19 protein-coding genes and 1 tRNA gene are annotated in these 17,904 nt (G+C 58.9%); 13 read left to right on the top strand and 7 right to left on the bottom strand.

Annotated elements, in window-relative coordinates:
* The first annotated feature begins 1 nt into the window (after position 1).
* From CR918_RS16740 to CR918_RS16725, 3 genes are all read left to right on the top strand, one after another.
* A complete protein-coding gene (locus CR918_RS16740; protein WP_099843821.1) occupies positions 2-2,380 on the top strand; it encodes a hypothetical protein in 2,379 nt (792 codons plus the stop codon).
* 254 nt (positions 2,381-2,634) lie between these two features.
* Positions 2,635-3,318 (top strand): hypothetical protein, encoded by a 684-nt coding sequence (locus CR918_RS21080; protein WP_133119697.1) that lies wholly within the window; start codon positions 2,635-2,637, stop codon positions 3,316-3,318.
* 247 nt (positions 3,319-3,565) lie between these two features.
* Entirely contained in the window at positions 3,566-3,859 is a 294-nt protein-coding gene (locus CR918_RS16725; RefSeq protein ID WP_099843815.1) for a DUF5681 domain-containing protein, read from the top strand.
* Between the two features lie 303 nt (positions 3,860-4,162).
* On the opposite strand, the gene CR918_RS16715 is transcribed toward CR918_RS16725, so the two are convergent.
* Positions 4,163-4,465 (bottom strand): hypothetical protein, encoded by a 303-nt coding sequence (locus CR918_RS16715; protein ID WP_099843811.1) that lies wholly within the window; start codon positions 4,463-4,465, stop codon positions 4,163-4,165.
* Positions 4,466-4,556: 91 nt separating this feature from the next.
* Here CR918_RS16715 and CR918_RS16710 point away from each other — a divergent pair.
* The 3 genes from CR918_RS16710 to CR918_RS16695 all read left to right on the top strand — a co-directional run bounded on the left by CR918_RS16710 (position 4,557) and on the right by CR918_RS16695 (position 7,674).
* Positions 4,557-4,630: transfer RNA gene (locus CR918_RS16710), tRNA-Arg, on the top strand.
* A 120-nt stretch (positions 4,631-4,750) separates the two neighbouring features.
* Positions 4,751-5,659 carry an AbiTii domain-containing protein gene (locus CR918_RS16705; protein ID WP_133119696.1) on the top strand — a complete coding sequence of 303 codons (909 nt, stop codon included), beginning with the start codon at positions 4,751-4,753 and terminating at the stop codon, positions 5,657-5,659.
* Between the two features lie 941 nt (positions 5,660-6,600).
* Entirely contained in the window at positions 6,601-7,674 is a 1,074-nt protein-coding gene (locus CR918_RS16695) for an STAS-like domain-containing protein (protein WP_099843807.1), read from the top strand.
* A 154-nt stretch (positions 7,675-7,828) separates the two neighbouring features.
* Here CR918_RS16695 and CR918_RS16690 read toward each other — a convergent pair whose 3' ends face one another.
* The gene (locus tag CR918_RS16690) at positions 7,829-8,104 is read right to left on the bottom strand and encodes a hypothetical protein (RefSeq protein ID WP_099843805.1); all 276 of its coding nucleotides are present in this window, start codon (positions 8,102-8,104) and stop codon (positions 7,829-7,831) included.
* Positions 8,105-8,166: 62 nt separating this feature from the next.
* Here CR918_RS16690 and CR918_RS16685 point away from each other — a divergent pair, with 62 nt between their 5' ends.
* The 3 genes from CR918_RS16685 to CR918_RS16665 all read left to right on the top strand — a co-directional run bounded on the left by CR918_RS16685 (position 8,167) and on the right by CR918_RS16665 (position 10,669).
* Positions 8,167-8,781: a hypothetical protein gene (locus CR918_RS16685; RefSeq protein WP_099843803.1), complete on the top strand. Its 615-nt coding sequence runs from the start codon at positions 8,167-8,169 to the stop codon at positions 8,779-8,781.
* Positions 8,782-9,258: 477 nt separating this feature from the next.
* Positions 9,259-9,708: a BLUF domain-containing protein gene (locus tag CR918_RS16675; protein WP_099843799.1), complete on the top strand. Its 450-nt coding sequence runs from the start codon at positions 9,259-9,261 to the stop codon at positions 9,706-9,708.
* A gap of 451 nt (positions 9,709-10,159) precedes the next feature.
* Positions 10,160-10,669, top strand: coding sequence for a hypothetical protein (locus CR918_RS16665; protein WP_099843796.1), 510 nt, complete (start codon positions 10,160-10,162; stop codon positions 10,667-10,669).
* Here CR918_RS16665 and CR918_RS16660 read toward each other — a convergent pair.
* Positions 10,663-11,055, bottom strand: a complete 393-nt coding sequence (locus CR918_RS16660; RefSeq protein WP_243379180.1) for a winged helix-turn-helix transcriptional regulator — start codon at positions 11,053-11,055, stop codon at positions 10,663-10,665. The genes CR918_RS16665 and CR918_RS16660 overlap by 7 nt on opposite strands.
* A 142-nt stretch (positions 11,056-11,197) precedes the next feature.
* On the opposite strand from CR918_RS16660, the gene CR918_RS16655 reads away from it, so the two are divergent.
* Positions 11,198-12,130 carry an aromatic alcohol reductase gene (locus CR918_RS16655; protein WP_099843792.1) on the top strand — a complete coding sequence of 311 codons (933 nt, stop codon included), beginning with the start codon at positions 11,198-11,200 and terminating at the stop codon, positions 12,128-12,130.
* A gap of 227 nt (positions 12,131-12,357) precedes the next feature.
* Here CR918_RS16655 and CR918_RS21450 read toward each other — a convergent pair whose 3' ends face one another.
* The 4 genes from CR918_RS21450 to CR918_RS16635 all read right to left on the bottom strand — a co-directional run bounded on the left by CR918_RS21450 (position 12,358) and on the right by CR918_RS16635 (position 14,445).
* Positions 12,358-12,666 (bottom strand): helix-turn-helix domain-containing protein, encoded by a 309-nt coding sequence (locus tag CR918_RS21450; protein ID WP_080277666.1) that lies wholly within the window; start codon positions 12,664-12,666, stop codon positions 12,358-12,360.
* A 20-nt stretch (positions 12,667-12,686) separates the two neighbouring features.
* Complete coding sequence (locus CR918_RS16645) at positions 12,687-13,037, bottom strand: hypothetical protein (RefSeq protein ID WP_099843788.1); 351 nt, start codon at positions 13,035-13,037, stop codon at positions 12,687-12,689.
* Between the two features lie 80 nt (positions 13,038-13,117).
* Positions 13,118-14,098 carry a hypothetical protein gene (locus CR918_RS16640; RefSeq protein WP_099843786.1) on the bottom strand — a complete coding sequence of 327 codons (981 nt, stop codon included), beginning with the start codon at positions 14,096-14,098 and terminating at the stop codon, positions 13,118-13,120.
* Positions 14,095-14,445: a nucleotide pyrophosphohydrolase gene (locus CR918_RS16635; RefSeq protein WP_099843784.1), complete on the bottom strand. Its 351-nt coding sequence runs from the start codon at positions 14,443-14,445 to the stop codon at positions 14,095-14,097. Before CR918_RS16635 ends, CR918_RS16640 begins: the two co-directional genes overlap by 4 nt.
* A gap of 836 nt (positions 14,446-15,281) precedes the next feature.
* Between CR918_RS16635 and CR918_RS21445 the strand changes: the two genes are divergently transcribed.
* From CR918_RS21445 to CR918_RS16610, 3 genes are all read left to right on the top strand, one after another.
* Positions 15,282-15,413 (top strand): DUF5681 domain-containing protein, encoded by a 132-nt coding sequence (locus tag CR918_RS21445; protein ID WP_415847022.1) that lies wholly within the window; start codon positions 15,282-15,284, stop codon positions 15,411-15,413.
* 381 nt (positions 15,414-15,794) lie between these two features.
* The gene (locus CR918_RS16630; protein ID WP_099843782.1) at positions 15,795-16,064 is read left to right on the top strand and encodes a hypothetical protein; all 270 of its coding nucleotides are present in this window, start codon (positions 15,795-15,797) and stop codon (positions 16,062-16,064) included.
* Positions 16,065-17,464: 1,400 nt separating this feature from the next.
* A complete protein-coding gene (locus CR918_RS16610; RefSeq protein WP_243379125.1) occupies positions 17,465-17,896 on the top strand; it encodes a hypothetical protein in 432 nt (143 codons plus the stop codon).
* Positions 17,897-17,904 lie beyond the last annotated feature (8 nt).

Genomic DNA, 17,904 nt, shown 5'->3' with positions numbered 1-17,904 from the left:
AATGGCGAACAATCCATTCGATCAGTTCGATGGCCCGGCGCAAGATCTGACTAGCTCTGGTCAGAACGCCTTCGACCAGTTTGACCAACCCGATGACATTGTGACGCTCCCAACAGTGCAGGCGGAGAGACCCGACTTCAGCGATGTGACCTCCAGTTGGGAGAGTACTGCTGACCAGCCGGGCACTGCAGTCGGTCGGTCGCTGGGCCAATACGGAGGGCGGCAGGTACTGCAGGGTGTCGGTGGGCTGCTGGGTGCCATTGGCGGCGATGCGTTCAATCACTACGTCGTAGATCCGATTCGGCGACAGTTCCATGTGCCGACTGAAGGAGACATTGCAGCCGGTCGTGATGGCTTTGTTCCTACGGCATCCTACCGTCAGATCGGCGAACAGATTGCGGATGACCTAGGGATGCAGCGGCCCCAGACCAAGGCTCAGCGGATCGTCTCTGACATCGGCGAAGGTTTGACGGGCACTGCTTTGACGCTGGGAGCGGGCACCGCCGCGAGTGGCGGTCGCGGCCTCACGCAGGCTGCTGGCGAGTTCTTCGCTGCCAACCCGGTCCTACAGACTGCAGCCACCGTATCGGGCACTGGGGCTAGTTCCGCCGTCCGAGAGGCTGGTGGCGGGACCGCCGCCCAAATCGCGGCAGGCGTTGTTGGCGGCTTCGCGCCGGGCACCATCTCGGCACTTCCCGGTATGCGTAGCGGGTTCGTCCCGCAGACGGTTGCAGACGTGACGCGGGGAGCTCTCAGAGGGCGTAACGCTGCGGGTGAACGAGTGACTGCCCAAGACATCGACCGAGCAATCACCGATTTTGCCGCTGCAGGGACCACACCGAGTGTTGGCCAAGCGACTGGCGGCCGGCTCTCCCAGGCTATGGAGACGATGCTTGGTAATGTGCCTGGTGGCGCTGGCCCGATTGCACGGCTGGGGGCCAAGCAGTCCAGCGCTACTGGCCAGGCCATTGAGCGCTATGCGGAACAGCTTTCCCCGCGCGGTCGGCCTATGAGTCCCGAACAGGCCGGTAGAGCTGTCCTGGAGGGTGTTGAGGGCAAGAGTCCGGTGGCGTTCGTTCCAAAGACAGCGAAGAAGGCTGATGAGCTATATGACCGGGTATCCCAGCAAGTTGCGCCGGGTACGCGGGTTCAGGTCGAGAACACCAAGCAGGCACTGTCTGATCTCAATGCTTCCATTGAGGGGGCGCCAAATGTTGCCAAGCTCTTCCAGAATGCGCGAATCCAAGGCATTGAGTCTGCGTTAGCGAAGGACATAGGGGGTGCGGAGGCCGCCCTGCAGCGCCCGGATGTCCGCCAACAGGCTGACACGCTTAGGCAGCAACTCAACGCGCAAGCTGAGAAGGCTCGGGCGGAGAACATGCGTCTCCAGACATTGGGGATGCGTGCCTCGCAACCGGTTGCGAGTCCTCGGCAGATTGACGAGCAGGTCAAGACGGCAATCGCAGGGATGGCGGACAACCAGATTCCGTACGTGGCGTTGACCAAGCTGCGGACGCTTGTGGGCAAGGAATTAGACAACTACTCCTTGGCGGATAGTGTGCCACGGGACAAGTGGAAGGCGCTCTACGGAGCGCTCACGCGGGATATGGAGGCGGCCGCTACGACTCCGGAGGCGCAGCAGGCCTGGAAGCGGGCAAATGCCTACTACGCGGCCAGAAGCAACCGTATCGACTCCATCGCCCATGTAGTGGACAAGAGTGGCGGTCCGGAGGCCGTCTACAAGGCCGCGTTTGGCAACACGAAGGAAGGGGCCACGACGCTACATGCAGTGATGCAGTCCCTTCCGAAAGATGCGCAGCGAGAGATGTCAGCTTCCTTCATTCGCCGAATGGGCCGGGCAACTGGCAGCCAGCAGAACGCCGATAGCGACGTCTTCAGCATGGAAACGTTTCTGACCAATTGGGCGAACATGAGCCCGGAGGCTAAGCGGGTGTTGTTTGACCGCCATGGGATGGGCTTCCGTCAGGATATGGACAAGATCGCTCGCATGACTGACAGAATCCGGCAGGGGAGCGCGGTGTTCCGCAACCCGTCTGGCTCGGGGCGGCTGATTTCGCTCATCACGCAGTCGGCAGGTACAGCGAGTAGTGCAGCGAGTGCACTAGCGGCAGGGAGTCCGCTGCTCGCGGCGGGGATTGTCACCAGTTCCGCCTCGCTGGCCGCAGCCTTCAACGGCCTCGGTCGCTTGATGACCAGCCCGGGATTTGTGCGCTGGGTGGCCCAGAACGGAGAGAAGCCGGTCGGGGAGCTGATCTCTCAGGCTCAAACGCTGCGTCGTATTGCCGAGTCGGAAGGAAACGACGACGTAGCGGAGTTTGCGGAACAGCTCGAAGCTACGAAGCGACGGCGAAGCCCATAAATCCGAGAACTGCTAAGCCAATAAGCAAGACGGGGACCGCGACGAGTAGGGCGCAGAACACCAGGCCATAGCGGCCGCGCTTCCGGTCATCGGCAAGGTGCTTCTCCTCCCAAGGTTTGGGGAGGGGATAGGAAGTCTTCTGCCAAGCGTCCATCGCAGTTCATCCAATCAGGGACCAGCGGAGCATACACCCGCGTTGTCCCTTCGATCCTGAAGCCAAACAAATTGGGCACCGATATGCCCTGGAGGTACAAATGGCACAACGTTCATTCTTGGGGCGTGCAGCTGGCAGAGCCGGTGAACGCATTCTGGCTGGCAGCAACAACTACAACCCAGTGACTGGCCACTACCGAAACGTACAGGCTGGTGCGATTGGCACGGCGGCAAGGTGGCTGATCACTGCTTTTGCAGGGCCCCTGGCCGGTCAGCTCGCTGGGCGTGGAATTAACAAACTCGTGGACCGCTATGGCCCGGACCCTGAATTTCCTCAAATGGAGGCGGTTCCGATCCCTGGCTACACCAGGCCTACCTTCGGGACGAGCCCGGCCGCCGCGCCGGCGCCTCAAGTGGCCTCTAACCTTGGCTTCCCAAGTCAGTCTCCGGGTGGCACATGGAATGGCTACCTGCAGGGGCAGGGATCGGTTAACAACTTCGGCAACTCCCAGTTTGGCAATGGGATGGCGAGCATCCCTGGCAACTGGGCACCGGCCAGCACTTGGGGCCAGAGCATCCAGCAAGGGCAGGGGTCGAACCTTAACTTCGGCAACTACTCGCCGGGGGGCAGTGCAGCAGGTGGCGGAACTGGCAGTGGTGGCAGCGCAGGCGCCAACCGAGCAATGCAGGTGGGCAGTTTCCGTCCAAGCAGCGGTATGGACAACGGCGGCGCTCGGGGCTCGTTCCTGGAAAAGATCAATCGACGCGGCCTCAACCAGAACTGATGGGTGGCAGAACCGAGGAGGTAGCTATGTCGTCGTCTATATCCCCAGCAGCCTTGAAGGGCATCGCTGCAGTGATGCTCCGAGCCAATGCGGGACAACGTGTCTACCTGGGCGGGCTGGACATCACCGAGATGGCCGCGAGCTTCCTCCAGCGACATGTCGAGGAGGTCGGCTTGGATGTTGCGAACAAGGCCTTCCGTAGGCATGGGCTCACATTGGTAACAACTGAAAACAATAGGTGACAGCTATGGCATTCAAGCCAGGACAATCGGGCAACCCGAGCGGCCGGCCCAAGGTGGACTTTGAGGTGCGTCAGTTGGCGCGGGAGTACGGCCAGGAGGCCATTGAGAAGCTGGTAGCCATCATGCGGGGCGACAACCCTGCTCTAGCTAAGGCGGCCAGCGAGGCACTGCTGGACCGTGGCTACGGTAAGCCGGTCCAGTCGGTGGGGGTAGACCCTGATTCGGTGCCCGTCCAGGCCATCACCGTGCAACTGGTGGCTATGACGCCAGACTCCGAGCCGGAGGGCGACCGTGGCTGATGATCAAACGCCAATTTCTACCGTAGAAACAGATAGATCCCAAGAGGCTTGGGACGGCGTGACCTACGTGGTGTATGCCGCTGAGCGGCAGTGTCTGCCGGAGGACTTCGAGGGCAGGGCGGAGGTGGCAAAGGACGCTATCGGCGAACCCTGGAAGGCCTACGACCTGCACGACGGGCGCTGCCCTGCCTGGACGGGCGGACACTGCCAATGTGGCCTGGTTAGCTGTTTTAGCAACGGCCGGTGGCTGGTTGAGATCGACGTGTTTCACTCAGTCATAGATCAGCACTCGCTGCACTAGACCTACTTCCGGGTCTCCTTGCAGACGTACATGTCCCACTCCTTTTCGTACCGACATCCGACGCCACATTCGTAGCTCCCGACGTCGTCGGATTGATGCTGGAAGGCCAATTGCCGCAGAGCGCCAATAGAGGCGTCTTGGCACTGCTCGAAGGACTCGTAGTGGCCGTAGATCGCCTTGGAGGCATCTTCAGCGGCCAAGGACTTCCCGGGCGGATAGACGAAGGCGGTCCATGTGTCGGGCTGCCTGGAGCAGCTCCCAAGCACGACGATGAAGGGCAGGGCGGTGAGCCGCAGTCTACGCATGGCCAGATCCTTGGCATTTAGGGGTAGCCTACCAGCAGCCGCAGCGCGACTAAGCGGGCTTGGAGGGTCCGTCCCATGTATGGGCTCGCCAGCCGTCCGATGGCTGGATTGAGCGCCGGCCTTCTAAGCCGGCGGTTACAGGTTCGATTCCTGTCGGGCGCGCCATTGGAATCAATTAGTTACGGATGTTCAGGCGCCTCAGCACACATATCTCCGGAAATTCCTCCGGAATAAGGCTCCTTGGGGGCTTCCATTCAGCTATGCTCCGCGCAAAGGGGGCACTGAATGAATCTTGCTGCTGAAGTTGTCGGCACACTGGCTAAGGAACAGCCAGACCTTGCAGATGCATTGGTCAAAACAAGGATCCTTGCCAGCCGGCTTGGTAATAAGCAGCTTGCAGATTGGTGCCGGTTTGAGCTGTCGGGCTACCCCAAGGACGTTGAGGTTCCGGGGTATAGAACGATAGATCTCACCTTGGTCGCAACACTTTCAAACGGCCTGTACCGCCAGCCGAATCGACCACTGCCGCTAGTCCATTTGACCCCCGAACAGCGCCAGCATTTTACGAAGTCGAGTGTTCGGCAGGGCGTGAGTGCGATCCAGTCTTGGATTGGAAAAGACGTGGGAGAACATTTCCCCGTCGAAATGGGGCTGCTTTTCAGCTCAATCCTCCCTGACACCTTTCACATCGAAGACCTCGTAGGGAGGCCGCCGTTGGGCGCCTACGAGCAGATCCTTGTGGAGATCAGAGCCAGGCTTCTTGAGTTCTGCTTGGAAGTTCAAGAGACCCTTCCTGCCGACGACAGTGCAGCAAAGCCGATCAGTCCCGAGATGAACGAAAAGATAACAAACCTGCTGAATGGTGCTGTTTTTGGGAACAACAATGTCTTTCAGATCGGCCACGATAACGTGGCAACGGTGAGCTATGGCCTTGCGGCGGGCGATCTGGCCTCGTTGATCGAGGTACTTAAGCAGTCGGGAATTGGTGACGAGGAGACCGGCGCGCTGGCTGAGGCCATCAAGTCGGACGGCGACGAACCGTCCAAGACAAAGCAGCTTGGGCCTCGGGTGCGAGAGTGGTTCGGCACAATGCTGGGGAAGGCCGCTGCTGATACTTGGAAAATCACTGTCACAGCAGCGGTGTCACTGCTGACAGGCGCCCTTGGCTCCTTCTACGGGTTCCCCGTAACCTGATCCGCAGCTGGTGCCTGAACCAGATTCAGGCACTGTGGGCAATGAATGGTCGTAGACGTGCATCATTGCGTCGTCTTGTGACCACTGGCTTCCTTCTTGTCGCCCTTGGTGTCGGTGGCTCCTCGATGCTTCAGGCTGTGTAGGCCGAACCGCTCCTCCTGGCTCAGCATCCGTCCTTCACAGCATTGCGCATCGTGCGCCGGGCGTAGAAGAATCTGGGCTTGCCTTTACGCCAGAGGCTCCAAGATCGATGCAGCACAAGGGTGTTCGAGTCCTATTTTTTGGGCGGGCGACAGGGGCAAAATCCTGAGCTAGGCTGAGAGGCGCCACCTCATTCAAGGGCGCGGTCATGAACGAGAACGGCAGCCTAGTGCCATTTGAACTCAGAGCGATAAATGCGAGCGCCGTGGGAGAACTCCTTGGGCTGACGCCTCGATCCGTTCTTGAGACGGTGGCGTGTCGCCCAGACTTCCCGGTACGCCTGACCATGCGCCCGGCCACATGGGTAGCCGGGGAGGTACTGAAGTGGCGAGACACTAACCGATACGGTCAGCGAGCTCGTCGGCGTCGCAAGCCTTAAGTCAGGTTGCGCAACCGAAACCGTTGGAAAGCGGTTCTCGAGCCCTTCTGGATCGTGACGTAACAGTGACGTAACGGTGACGTCACTCGTGCCGCTGAAAGCGGAAGGCCATCGATGGATCGAGCTACCGCCTCGATCACCTGCTCGACTGGCATCCAATGCGTTCGCCATGCTTGACCGATGCGTTCGCAATGCGTTCGCATCGCCTAAGCAGATGTTGCTCGCTGGTCGGCGTAAGACACAGAAAAAGAGTGGAAGCGTTCATGTTTGTGATGGATCTGTTGGTGCATTGGCTTTGCATAAGTAGCAAGTGATGACCTCTTTAGTAGCAAGTTTTTGCTTTTAGCTATACAATCCTCTGATGGCCAGACCAAACCGCTCCCAAGAAATCCAGACGGCCCTTCTGAGGGCAGCTCCTTTGTTCCCTGAGAAGTTGGTCAAAGTCGTATCGGCCCAGCTTGGTTTTTCCCGGGCCCACATCTCTGCTCAGGTCCGCCAACTAGTTGAGGAAGGCTACCTCCTGAAAAATGGGACTACCCGGCCGCACTACGAGCTGGGGCCCAACCGACGCTTCATCCGCAGCTTTAAGACGAAAGGGCTGTCGGAAGATAGGGTGTGGTCCTTTGAACTCGCACCGCTCCTGGATGGTCTACCCCGCAACATCTTGGATATCGCGAACTATGGGGTTACTGAGATCATCAACAACGCTCTGGACCATTCCGACTCCGAGACTGTGTTCGTCTACATGAACCTGAGCGCTGATCGACTCTCGATTGCGATTGCAGATGAAGGAGTGGGCATCTTCCGGAAGATATCTACTGCCTTGAATCTTCCTGATGATCGGCTTGCATTGTTAGAACTTTCGAAAGGAAAGCTCACGACTGCGCCTTCACTTCATTCTGGAGAGGGGATCTTCTTTACGTCTCGAGTTTTTGATCGCTTCCAGATCCGTTCCCGAGGTCTTTTTTTTGATCACTTGGACGGGAAAGAGCTTGATGTGCTTGATGAGCTTGAAGAACTGGATGAAGCGGAAGTGCGCGATGGAACATTTGTGTACATGGACATCAAGCGAGACAGTACACGGCTAATCAAGGACGTATTCGATGAGTTCTCGAGTGGTCCAGACGACTACAATTTTGCAAAGACGATTGTCCCTGTTCGATTGACAAAAGTTGGTGATGAGAACTTGGTATCAAGATCTCAAGCAAAACGGCTGATGCAGCGCGTGGATCGTTTCCGAAGCGTAGTGTTGGATTTTTCCGGTGTTTCGAGCATCGGCCAAGCATTCGCAGATGAGATTTTCAGGGTGTTCTCCAACTCTCACCCAGAGGTGGAGATCCTGCACATGAATGCATCGTCCGAGGTCCAGCAAATGATTCGGCGGGCTGAAGTCCTTAGGGATGAGCAGGGCGGTCAGTTGCCTTTGCTGAAATAAAGCGGAACTGGCACACCGGCGATGGATCATCGCCGGTGGTCGAGAGCGCTTCTGACTCTGTGGATCGGCCTAATTCAGAGCTTGGTGCTGCTCTACCTTGGCTGATAGGTCTCCTGCATCTGTTGCGGAATCGTGTTGTCTTCCGGCTGAGGTACTAAGGCACCCGGCTCTGCGCCCCGATCTGATCTGTGAGCAGCGCGAGCGCTTGCTGCAGAGCAGCTGTGTAGATGGCGCCACCATCCCCGGAGTGCTTCTCTGCAATCCCAGGAAGCAACTGCGTCCACACGCTGAAAAGCTCTTCCTGTCTGGGATGGGTGATTACCGCTGCACGAAGTCCATACTCGAACGCCTTCAGGTAGCCGCGATGGGCCTCCAAAGACGCCTCGCAGGCTTCAAGGCGCTGCAGTATTTCGATGATTGCTTCTGACATCGGCGTCTCTAGACAGGTGACTGAATAGCGGAGATAGTCGGCATAAGCCTACGGACCCGCCTATGAGCATCCTCAACGTTTTGCTCAATCGTGACCACCTCGTGGTGACGGTAGATACCCTGGCCGAGGATGCCCGCACTGGTGCCCATTCCGCAGGTGCAAAGTTGTTGCTGATCCCTCAGCACAACTTAGTGCTGGCCACGCGCGGCTCAACACAGTTCTTCCTCCGCATCTACGAGTTGGCATTGCAGGCCAGCTTCCGAGCGGAATTCACGATGGAGCAACTCACCGCTGAGCTGGGGCGAGTCGTTGACCAGTTGTGGCCGAACTACGAGAAGGCGGCAGTCGAGGCGGGTCTTCCGCTCGAACAGCTTGGGACCGAGTTGGTGCTTGGGGGCTGGTCGCCGAAGAACGGCAGGATGGTGGCCACGGCGTATGCCAAGAGCGACAGTTCGCGCAAAACATTGGTTCAACCCCTGGAGAGAGGCTTGGCTTCGCCCGGAGAACCGTTGGCTGGTAGGCCGGATAGCTTTGCCGAAGCCGATTTGCTCGCGGCCGGAAAGATCCAAGCCGCTTGGCTCAACAGTCGGGTGGGGCGAGTGGTGGCTGGCGGTCGGTTGCTGGCCGGGCATCTGCAGAATGCGCAGGCAGTGGTGAAGGACCTGGGACCACTCTAATAGTCAGTCCAGTGCTGCGATTCGCTGTCCACGGTGCTTTTCAGGCGCTATGGGGTTGGGAGAGGGGAGTACCCAGTACGTGATCACACTCAACCAGCCGAGCATTGCTCACGGCCTGGCGCCCGCCGCACTGGGCACAAGCGAGAAGGGTCCCTCCCGGCATGGATTCGAGGCTGGGACCGGTCGAGTGAGTGACGTGCTGGCAGCTGTTACAGCGGACGCTGATCGCGATGACGCTTTGGATATTCCCGTGCTGGTCGCGCATGGGGTCGATGTCTAGAACGTAGAAGAGACCTGTGTCTGGCATAGCCGTGTACCGGGAATTCAGTGCATGTTGCATGGCTGGTTGCCTCGATCTTGTGACGAAGGTCCGAATTCGGCAACTCGCGAACCTGAAGCGTTAAAGATCTCGCTCGCTTCTCCACACTTGGTTGAGTCCACCACTGGTAGGGTCGCCGCTCACCAAGGAGGTGCGTCATGCCCATTCGGGCGGTTGTGTATGCCAGTGAAGCCGGACCTGATATCGCCGGAGACAAGCTTGGCTTAGCCAGCGGCAAGTTGGACCAGATCGTGGACGACGCATGCCGATTCAACAGGGGAGCAGGAGTGACCGGTGTCCTGCTCTTCGATGGACACAGGTTTCTCCAGTACTTGGAAGGTCCCGAAGATGGACTATCTGTGGCCTATTCGCGTGTGCTGGGAGCGAGCAGCCACAACGCGCTGGTTGAGTTGCAGCAGGGCAGGGCTGGTCAGCGGCGGTTGCCCTTTTGGCCAATGCGATGGTTACCTGTAGAGCCGGATCAGCTGCGAGCACTGGCCCACGCTGACTGGACGGGCTTCAAGCAGCGTGGAAACGCAGAGGCGTTAAACGCGACTGGCATGGATCTGTTGTGGGCGCTTGTTGAGCCATTCGCAATCGCTGCTTGATTGGCAGACAGCAGCGGGCCGTCGAACGCCTAGGACGAAAGGTTCTTCTGCAAGAAGTCGGCAAACCTGGCCATGCTGATGGCTTGCCGATTTGAGCATTTGGGGCAACTAAGGATTGCGCCACCTGGGATATCGATGAGGCCTTCATCGGGCCGGCCAGTGAAGTGGCATGAACATTCCAGGCAACGGCACACAACGTGGGTTACCTGCAGCAGACGGCCGCTGTCGTCTTTTTGGCCAAATACGTCGCTGAGGAGGAACAAACCCGTATCGGCCATGCCCGAACTCCTAGCGTTCGTTTTTTGTGAAGGCGGAGTCTACAACTTCCGTAAGGGCCGTGGCTTTGCGTTTCCCGTCAGGAGAAGTCGTACCGCCCAGCGCCCATCCCGAGTTCCTCAGCGGATGAACGGCGGTCGCAGCCTCTGCGACCGCCATTCGTATCCTTCCGCCCATGCTCCCCTCGCACGGCTACCAAGGCTTCCGCTCAGCACCATCACCCTCTGGCTGGGTCCAGTTGAGGGACGCCTGGGTGCTGTGGTGGGGCGGTCGGCAGATCGCCCAGATTTCGCCGGCGAAGGAGCGCGGGGTGCGTGTGCACCTCGATGCTCGGAAGATGTGGCAGACCAAAGATGTATGGGCGGCGAGCGTTGACCAGGGCAAGCGCTACGCCGAGCGGTGGTGCGCGGCCAGGCTCTACCCAGAGATGCGGCTGCGCGCCGCTGTGGCACGGATGGTGGATGACTCCCCGAGGGAACCTCTACCGCCGCTGCCCGGCCTGCCGCCGACACCCCAACAGCTGCAGCAGGCCCGGCGTTTGGCCGAGGCGGGGGCGAAGGAACTGGAGCGCGTCAAGGAAGCGCTGGCGCCGCGCAAGCCGCCGGCGGCGACCAAGCGCAGGGCGAAGGACCCGATGAAGGCTTGGGTAAGGGCGGGACGAGGACAGGTGATTCCTCGCTATTGAGACTCGTTGTCTCGAGGCGAGTCAGGTACAACGGAGGCGTGGTTGCTGTCGTAGATCTCACGGCATTGTCGGAACTCCTCGGCGTGCTGCACGACCCAAGTCCACATGGGGATCATCAGAACTAGAAGGTCTTTGCCCAGCGGGGTGATGCTGTACTCAACGCGAGGGGGAACTTCTCGGAAATCGTGTCGGTAGATCAAGCCGTCCCTTTCCAGCTGGCGGAGGGTGCGTGTCAGCATGCGCTGGGTGATTCCCTTCATCCTCCGCGCAACATCGGCGTGACGCAGTGTTCCGTACACGCCCAAGGCATGAATGATGCCAAGCGACCAGCGGCTGCCAGCGTGTGCAAGAACCTCTCGCCGAAGGCCGTCGTCGTCCGCGCTCATGCCGTCGCATATCGATTGGGAATGCCGCAGGAGCTCGTCAGAACTCATGAACGGTACGGTCGGTATCATCGGTGTGCCTTCTTACGTCGCGATGAGGAGGGGGCCAGAATCGCCGCCATCGTACACACACATGGTGGTTTGAATGTCTACCCCGATCCAATCCCGCGCGATCCTGGTCCTGGGTGCCGGTGAGCTCGGAATGCCAGTTATTCGGAATCTCGCCCGTCTAGGCAAGGAGCATGGCGCAAGCATCAGCGTGATGCTCCGATCCGCTTCCATTGATTCGAGCTTGCCTGAGAAGCGCGTCGTGGTTGATGAGATCCGCTCGCTGGGTGTGGCCATTGTTTCTGGCGACTTGGTGGCTGCCGGTGTGGACGAGTTGGCGGTCATGTTCTCCAAGTACGACACTGTGATTGGCTGCACGGGCTACGCGGCTGGCCGCGACACGCCAATGAAGGTTGCGCGTGCTGCAGTGAAGTCGGGTATCCCGAGGTACTTCCCTTGGCAATTCGGTGTGGACTTCGACGCAATCGGGCGCGGTGGTCCGCAGGATCTGTTCGATGCCCAGCTCGATGTGCGCGACTATCTGCGTTCGCAGTCCGCGATGGACTGGGTTGTCATTTCCACCGGGATGTTCACCAGCTATCTCTTCGAGCCGGAATTTGGTGTCATCGATCTTAAGGGTAAAAGTGTGAATGCCCTGGGTTCCCCGACTAACGCTGTGACGCTCACCACGCCCGATGACATTGGCGCAATGACCGCTCAGATCGTCTTCCACACGCCTGCGATTCGCAACGAGATCGTCTATCTGGCGGGTGACACGCTTCGGTATGAAGCGCTGCCGGCCATCTTGGAACAGCATTTTGGCACCCCGTTCGACTTCGCTGTGTGGGACGTTCCCCAATTGATGCAAGAACTGGGCGATGACCCGACCAATATGATCAGGAAGTACCGGGCCGCCTTTGCGCAGGGCAGAGGCGTGTCTTGGGAGTTGGATCAGACGTTCAATGCGAAGACTGGGGTGAAGCTCGAAAGTGTCAGCGACTGGATGAAAGCCAACATCAAGGCTTCATAGCCGTTGCGGGATGCGAACAACGGCACTGGGATCCGGTGCCTGCTCGCAGACTCAAGCTCAACAACTTTCGCCACTACGATGGCCAAGGAGGCGCGCGAGTTGCACCATTTGGCTTCTTCAGCTGATGAGAGGGTGCCGCAACGATCTGCGGCGCAGGACGATCTGGCCCTAGCCGCGAAGGCCTGCAGACGCGCTAGTCCGGTCCCTGGACATTTCCGCCTCACGGACTACTTCCTTTTTCGACGCACAGTCGCCGTCCTGTCAGCGGACTTGGTTCGCTTCGTTGCCAGTAGTTCTGCAATCCGCTCCTCAGCAGATGATGTGAGTGGCTTGGTGAAAGATACTTTCGGGAGGACCGGCATGGGTGGGGGCACGTACCGCGACCGCTGCCACCATGCCTCTAGATCGGCGGCATGAATTCGATCCGATTTCGCGCCCTGCCCCAGACGCATCGCGGTGAGCTGGCCATCGTTGATCGCCCTGCGAAGGGTTCGAGGATGGCATGCACAAAGCTCAGCTGCCTGCGCGAGCGTCATCAGCTTGTCAGCCTGATCCATCAGCCCTTCCTCTTTCGTTGGTCATAGCGCCTAAGGCGGGCAAGAGCCTGCTCCATCTGGGGGGAGGTTGCCACCAAACTAGGAGCGGAAGTTGCGGATGACCGCGACCAAGCCTTGGCGCCGTAGATTGCTTGGTAGAGGGCCGCTTTCTCATAGAGCTTCTTGCCCATGAAATTACGTGGCACGAGCTCGTATTCATGTGCCCTGGCATTGAACTGGCTCGCCGACACGCCGCAATAGCAGGCTGCCTCGTCAACGGTGAGCCAGTCTTTGCCGGAAAGATCTAGCCGCAAAACTGAAAGCTGCTGTCGTAAGGCCGCGATCTCATGTTCCAGTGCAGAAGAGCCCATGGTCCAATCCCTTCTTCAGTTGTAGTCCCGCATCCCACTCACCAGAGAACGCTCCGGCACATGCCAGTGGCTAAGGTGCATTACTTTGTCCGGGCAGAGTCCGCATGCAATTGATAGTACGTCGCGGACTTTTCGTTCCAGTTGCTGCAGATCTTCCCGATGATTGATGACAGAAGCTCGTTCACGTCTGGAGTGGCCGTCTTTCGCTCCGCCGACCTAATCGTTCCACTGCCATCCACGTAGATATAGCCATTCTCAAAGAGTCGATCACAGCCAGCAAGACAGACAGGCATGACGTTAGATTGATCCAGCTTCTGCTCTGCACTGCATTTGCTGCGTTTCTGGATATGTCCAATCACTAGTAGATCCACAGGCAGCATTCGGCCGCAGATCGTGCAGGGTGCAGTGGCCATTCCACCAAGATGGATGCTCCGAAGAAGTTGCTGCTCGACTCTTCTTGCGCCTTTCGATATTGAATCAAGCTCTCTGCCAGCAAGGGCCTTAAGCTTGTCCTGAGCTTCGTTCAGTCGCTCTTTCGTGAGCAATTGGGGGCCCAAATAGTCGCTAGTTGGTAGCCCCGAGAGGACCTGGGAGCTCAAAACTTCAGATAGGACGCTGAACCTCTGCACTCTGTACTTTGGTGCATAGCCAGAAAGGTCATTGAAATCACTGATCGGCAGATCGATAGCCTCGAGGTCGTCGAGGAAGAACACGTATTCCCATGTGGCACCGTCCTTCTTCCTAGCTCCCCAAAGCTCCTCTGCAAGAGCGCGATTGTGGGTCGAATAGGTTACGACGCCTTTCATGAAGAACCCACCATCTCTGTAGAAGAGGCAAATGTCCCCAGGGGCCATTTGCTTCCAGTACCTGACGTTCGCGTTGCCCTCGCCTGGTGTGACGCCCCAGATGGCGATCTCATCACCAAAGGTCTTGGCAACAGCGTCTGCTTCGTCGCTGGGGAGATGGGGGAGGACACGACTCATCAGCACTAGCGTGGAGACGGTCTCCTGATAATGCCTCAACGCCTCAGTATTCCCGCAGGGCTGCAGTACCAGTCTCATTGATCCAACTCCGTGTACTTCTTCGCGTTCCCACGCGCTTTGTCCGCTGGGTACTTCTTACGATTCAGCTCAAGCTTGGCCAGAATCGCCCCTTCCAAGTCAATGCCAATGTCATCAGCCATCTCTATGAGGTAGATCGCGATGTCAGCCATCTCCAGTGCGATCTCGTCCTTTGCCGATTTTGCGTGCGCCATGCTCTCGTCAGGCGTCCTCCACTGGAAGTGTTCTAGGAGTTCTGCAGCCTCCAGTGAAATTGATATCGCCATGTTCTTGGGATTGTGGAACTGCTTCCAGTCCCGTTCATCCCTGAAGTCGCGGATGATCGATTGAATCTTCTCTAAGTCCATCTTCGAGTCCATAGCGAGGCCGTAGGAAGATTAAATGGCTGAGACGACGGGCTCAACGGTTGACTGCTATGTGGCCCGGCCCCAGGCGCAGGGATGAAGCTGAGCTATCGAGGTGACAGTCCAGGGATATAGCGCGCTGCGAAATGGCCGGGTACGGAGGATTGCGGTAGTGGCGCAGAGTTGGCGACCGGACAGCACTGGACCCCTCGGCCTAGGTGCTCGGGAAGTGAGTCGATTAGTGAGTCTAAAGTGGATTGAAGTAGATTTAATATGAATAAAATCAATCGCTTGCCTTGTCGTTGTGGTTGCTGGTGGGCCACCAACGAATCAGGCACTTAGGCATCGGCCCAGGTGCCTTTTTTGTGCCGGCGAAAAAGAAGTCGAAAAATTTCAGCGCTTCTCTTGATGCTTCATGGCCACCAGCTATTGATCGGCAGCTAGCTACATCACCACTTTGAATAGTGGATCGCCGGATCCACAAATATCCGCATATGCCGCGGTAATCGGTTGCGAGTCCTCGGCAGACTGACGAGTATGTCAAGCCGGCATTCGCAGGGATGACGAACAACCCGATTCTGTACGAAGCGCCGCCCAGGCTGCGCATGCTTGTGGCTGAACGTAGGGAATGGCTATGTCGTTGTCTCTATCTCCCGCAGCCGTGAAGGGCCTCGCTGCAGTGATGCTCCGAGCCAACGCAGGGTGGGGGGGCTTGGACATTACCGAGATGGCCGCCAGCTTCCTCCGGCGACATGTCGAGGAGGTGGGCTTGTATGATGCGGACAAGGCTTTCCGAAGGCACGGGCTCACATTGGTAACACCTGAAATAGGTGACAGCTATGGCATTCAAGCCAGGACAATCGGGCAAGCCGAACGGCCGGCCCAAAGTGGATTTTGAGGTGCGTCAGTTGGCGCGAGAGTACGGCCAGGAAGCCATTGAGAAGCTCGTGGCTATCATGGCGAGAGACTAACCGATACGGTCAGCGAACTCGTCGGCGTCGCGAGTCTTGAGTCAGGTTGTGCAGCTGGAACCGTTGGGGGACGGTCTCAAGCCCTTGCGAGCCGTGACGTAACGGTGACGTCACTAGTGCCGCTAAATCACTAGTGCCGCTAAAAGCGTAGGGCGTCCGATGGATCGAGCTACCGCCTCGATTGGCCGTTCGACTGACTTCCAATTCGTTCGTCCTGCTTGCGCGATGCGTTCGCATCGATTTCGGATGCGTTCGCACTGTCTATTAGCCTTGCCACGCCGGGCGCCAGGCGGGCAGCAGTAGGCCTCTGTGATCGAAGACGCAAGTTTTCGTCGCGTAGGCCGATATCGCTCCAGATGTCTAAACAATGGAGCGGAGAACATGGATGATCAGATGACCTGCCCGATGTGCATGGGGCGAGTGCCACGCGGCGCGATAGTCTGCCGAGGATGTAAGGCCCGTATCGAGTACGGCATCCCTGGTTGGGCGGCGACGGTGATTCTGGTCTGCGCGATCACCTTTGGTCTCTGGTCGGGCGCAGTCCTGACTTGGTGGATCGGCCTAATTGGAGGTCTGGTGCTGTTCTGGCTGGGTTCGGTGGGTCTCCAGCACCTGTTCCGGCACCGTGTCGTCTTCCGGCTGAGGTACTAAGGCACCCGGCTCTGCGCCCGGATCTGATTTGTGAGCAGCGCGAGCGCCTGCCGCAAGGCCGCTGTGTAGATGCGGCCACCATCCCCGGAGTGCTTCTCTGCAATCCCAGGAAGCAACTGCGTCCACGCGCGGCAAAGCTCTTCAGGTCAGGAATGGGTGATTATCGCTGCACGAAGTCCGTACTCGAACGCCTTTAGGTAGCCTCGATGGGCGTCCAAGGATGTCTCGCAGGATTCAAGGCAAATTGGCGGGGGATTTAGGCAAGTGTCCCCGCTTGCGCGGGGACTCTTGGCTCTGAAACGGTCAAGCGTCCTGTGTCGGTCTACTGCTGGCAGTAGAACTCGGCTGAGACTTCGTTGACCCGGTCATAATAGTCATTGGGCATGTTTCCGTTACCGGAGTACACAAGCTCTGCGCGTCGCATGTAGCTGATGGCATAGGTCCCAGGCACGTTACATGCTGCCGGAATTGCACCCGTGTACGTTTGACCACCAAACGTGTGCGAGTACTCGGTGCAGGAATATCCTCCGCCAAGATGTTCGGGCTCGGGCCTGCAGTAGCCAACGCTCCCGGCGTAATTTGCTGCCCAGCCGGTGTTTGCGTCGGAGGAGCACGAGCCCAGTCCCTCTGGACCCCAGTCCCCGTAGGTGTAGAAGCCCGAAGGTCCTGCCACTCCGCCTTGGCATGTGTTGGTCCACGACACGATGTAAGGCGCTATACCTTCCGAATCTAACAGTAGCACCCTGCCAGTTTGGACCCACTGGCCCGCGAACGCATTTTGGGCAAGGCCGGCTGACATCAGGCAAAGGGACGCGCCCAGTAGTGAGCGGCGAAGGGTCGATCTGGCGGTTCTGACGTCGTTTCGCTTCGATTTCACTTCCATCTCTCCATGAGTAGGGTGGTAGTGCTGCACTGCCCGCGCACGGTCGCAACACCCCGGCATAGGCGCAATCGGAAAACTGACCGGAACGGCGTAGGTAAAGCCCCACAGCGGCGCGGTATGTGACACCTGTCGAGGTGTGAGCGATTCAGGCCGGTTGCTGGCGCGGTCGCAGGATCTGCGACGCCGGGCCGTATCCTTCCGGCCATGCTTTCTATGCAAGGCTACCAAGGCTTCCGCTCGGCACCACCACCCTCTGGATGGGTCCAGCTGAGGGATATCTGGGTGCTGTGGTGGAGCGGCCGGCAGATCGCCCAGGTTTCCCCTGCCAAGGGGCGCGGCGTGCGTGTGCATCTCGATGCGCGGAAGATGTGGCAGACCAAGGATGTGTGGGCGGCGAGCGTCGACCAGGGCAAGCGCTACGCCGAGCGCTGGTGCGCGGCCAGGCTCTACCAAGAGATACGCCTGCGAGCCGCTGTGGCTCGGATGGTGGTCCGCGCCCATCTTCCAGGTGCGATTCGTGTGGTGGCCGTATTCGAACCGCACCCAGGCCAAGCTGCGCGGTGGCTCCATTGTGCTGTTCTCCGAGCAGCACGTGCAGGATGACTGGGCGCCGATCGTGCTGCACGAGTACGCGCACTTCCTGTCGGCGGGGCAGCCTGCTGCCAACCGGGAGGCGGTGGCGGCAGCGTTCGCGCAGCTGTGCCCCAGTGCGCTGGCCCTGCCCAATCCGCTGAACGCACTGGAAGAGCCGTTGGCCATCTACTGGGGCCAGTATCGGTTCGAACGGGACGTGCGTGGGAAAGCGCTGTCCAGCGATTCGTCATGGTATGCCCAGCCGCACGCTGACCGCGCAGCCAAGGCAATCGCGGCTGCATTCCCGGCCGAGCGCCCGGCGCCAGCGCTTGCCGTGGGGCCGTTGCTGGAGGCAGCGGCTTCCGTCTGCGAATGAGCTCGAGC

Origin of the sequence: Stenotrophomonas indicatrix, assembly GCF_002750975.1 — a bacterium.
In the GTDB taxonomy this organism is placed as follows: Bacteria; Pseudomonadota; Gammaproteobacteria; order Xanthomonadales; family Xanthomonadaceae; genus Stenotrophomonas; species Stenotrophomonas indicatrix.
Note: the sequence above shows the minus strand (reverse complement) of the source record. Positions and strands in the feature narration are given on the sequence as shown.

Excerpts from the sequence above, each read along its gene's own strand:
- CR918_RS16740 (WP_099843821.1), top strand. The coding sequence starts at position 2 with ATGGCGAACAATCCATTCGATCAGTTCGATGGCCCGGCGCAAGATCTG.
- CR918_RS16715 (WP_099843811.1), bottom strand. The coding sequence starts at position 4,465 with ATGCGTAGACTGCGGCTCACCGCCCTGCCCTTCATCGTCGTGCTTGGG.
- CR918_RS16660 (WP_243379180.1), bottom strand. The coding sequence starts at position 11,055 with ATGAGCGCGGACGACGACGGCCTTCGGCGAGAGGTTCTTGCACACGCT.
- CR918_RS16725 (WP_099843815.1), top strand. The coding sequence starts at position 3,566 with ATGGCATTCAAGCCAGGACAATCGGGCAACCCGAGCGGCCGGCCCAAG.
- CR918_RS16640 (WP_099843786.1), bottom strand. The coding sequence starts at position 14,098 with ATGAGACTGGTACTGCAGCCCTGCGGGAATACTGAGGCGTTGAGGCAT.
- CR918_RS21445 (WP_415847022.1), top strand. The coding sequence starts at position 15,282 with ATGGCATTCAAGCCAGGACAATCGGGCAAGCCGAACGGCCGGCCCAAA.
- CR918_RS16675 (WP_099843799.1), top strand. The coding sequence starts at position 9,259 with ATGCCCATTCGGGCGGTTGTGTATGCCAGTGAAGCCGGACCTGATATC.
- CR918_RS16635 (WP_099843784.1), bottom strand. The coding sequence starts at position 14,445 with ATGGACTTAGAGAAGATTCAATCGATCATCCGCGACTTCAGGGATGAA.
- CR918_RS21450 (WP_080277666.1), bottom strand. The coding sequence starts at position 12,666 with ATGACGCTCGCGCAGGCAGCTGAGCTTTGTGCATGCCATCCTCGAACC.
- CR918_RS16655 (WP_099843792.1), top strand. The coding sequence starts at position 11,198 with ATGTCTACCCCGATCCAATCCCGCGCGATCCTGGTCCTGGGTGCCGGT.
- CR918_RS16685 (WP_099843803.1), top strand. The coding sequence starts at position 8,167 with ATGAGCATCCTCAACGTTTTGCTCAATCGTGACCACCTCGTGGTGACG.
- CR918_RS16690 (WP_099843805.1), bottom strand. The coding sequence starts at position 8,104 with ATGTCAGAAGCAATCATCGAAATACTGCAGCGCCTTGAAGCCTGCGAG.
- CR918_RS16630 (WP_099843782.1), top strand. The coding sequence starts at position 15,795 with ATGGATGATCAGATGACCTGCCCGATGTGCATGGGGCGAGTGCCACGC.
- CR918_RS16695 (WP_099843807.1), top strand. The coding sequence starts at position 6,601 with ATGGCCAGACCAAACCGCTCCCAAGAAATCCAGACGGCCCTTCTGAGG.
- CR918_RS16705 (WP_133119696.1), top strand. The coding sequence starts at position 4,751 with ATGAATCTTGCTGCTGAAGTTGTCGGCACACTGGCTAAGGAACAGCCA.
- CR918_RS16645 (WP_099843788.1), bottom strand. The coding sequence starts at position 13,037 with ATGGGCTCTTCTGCACTGGAACATGAGATCGCGGCCTTACGACAGCAG.
- CR918_RS16665 (WP_099843796.1), top strand. The coding sequence starts at position 10,160 with ATGCTCCCCTCGCACGGCTACCAAGGCTTCCGCTCAGCACCATCACCC.
- CR918_RS21080 (WP_133119697.1), top strand. The coding sequence starts at position 2,635 with ATGGCACAACGTTCATTCTTGGGGCGTGCAGCTGGCAGAGCCGGTGAA.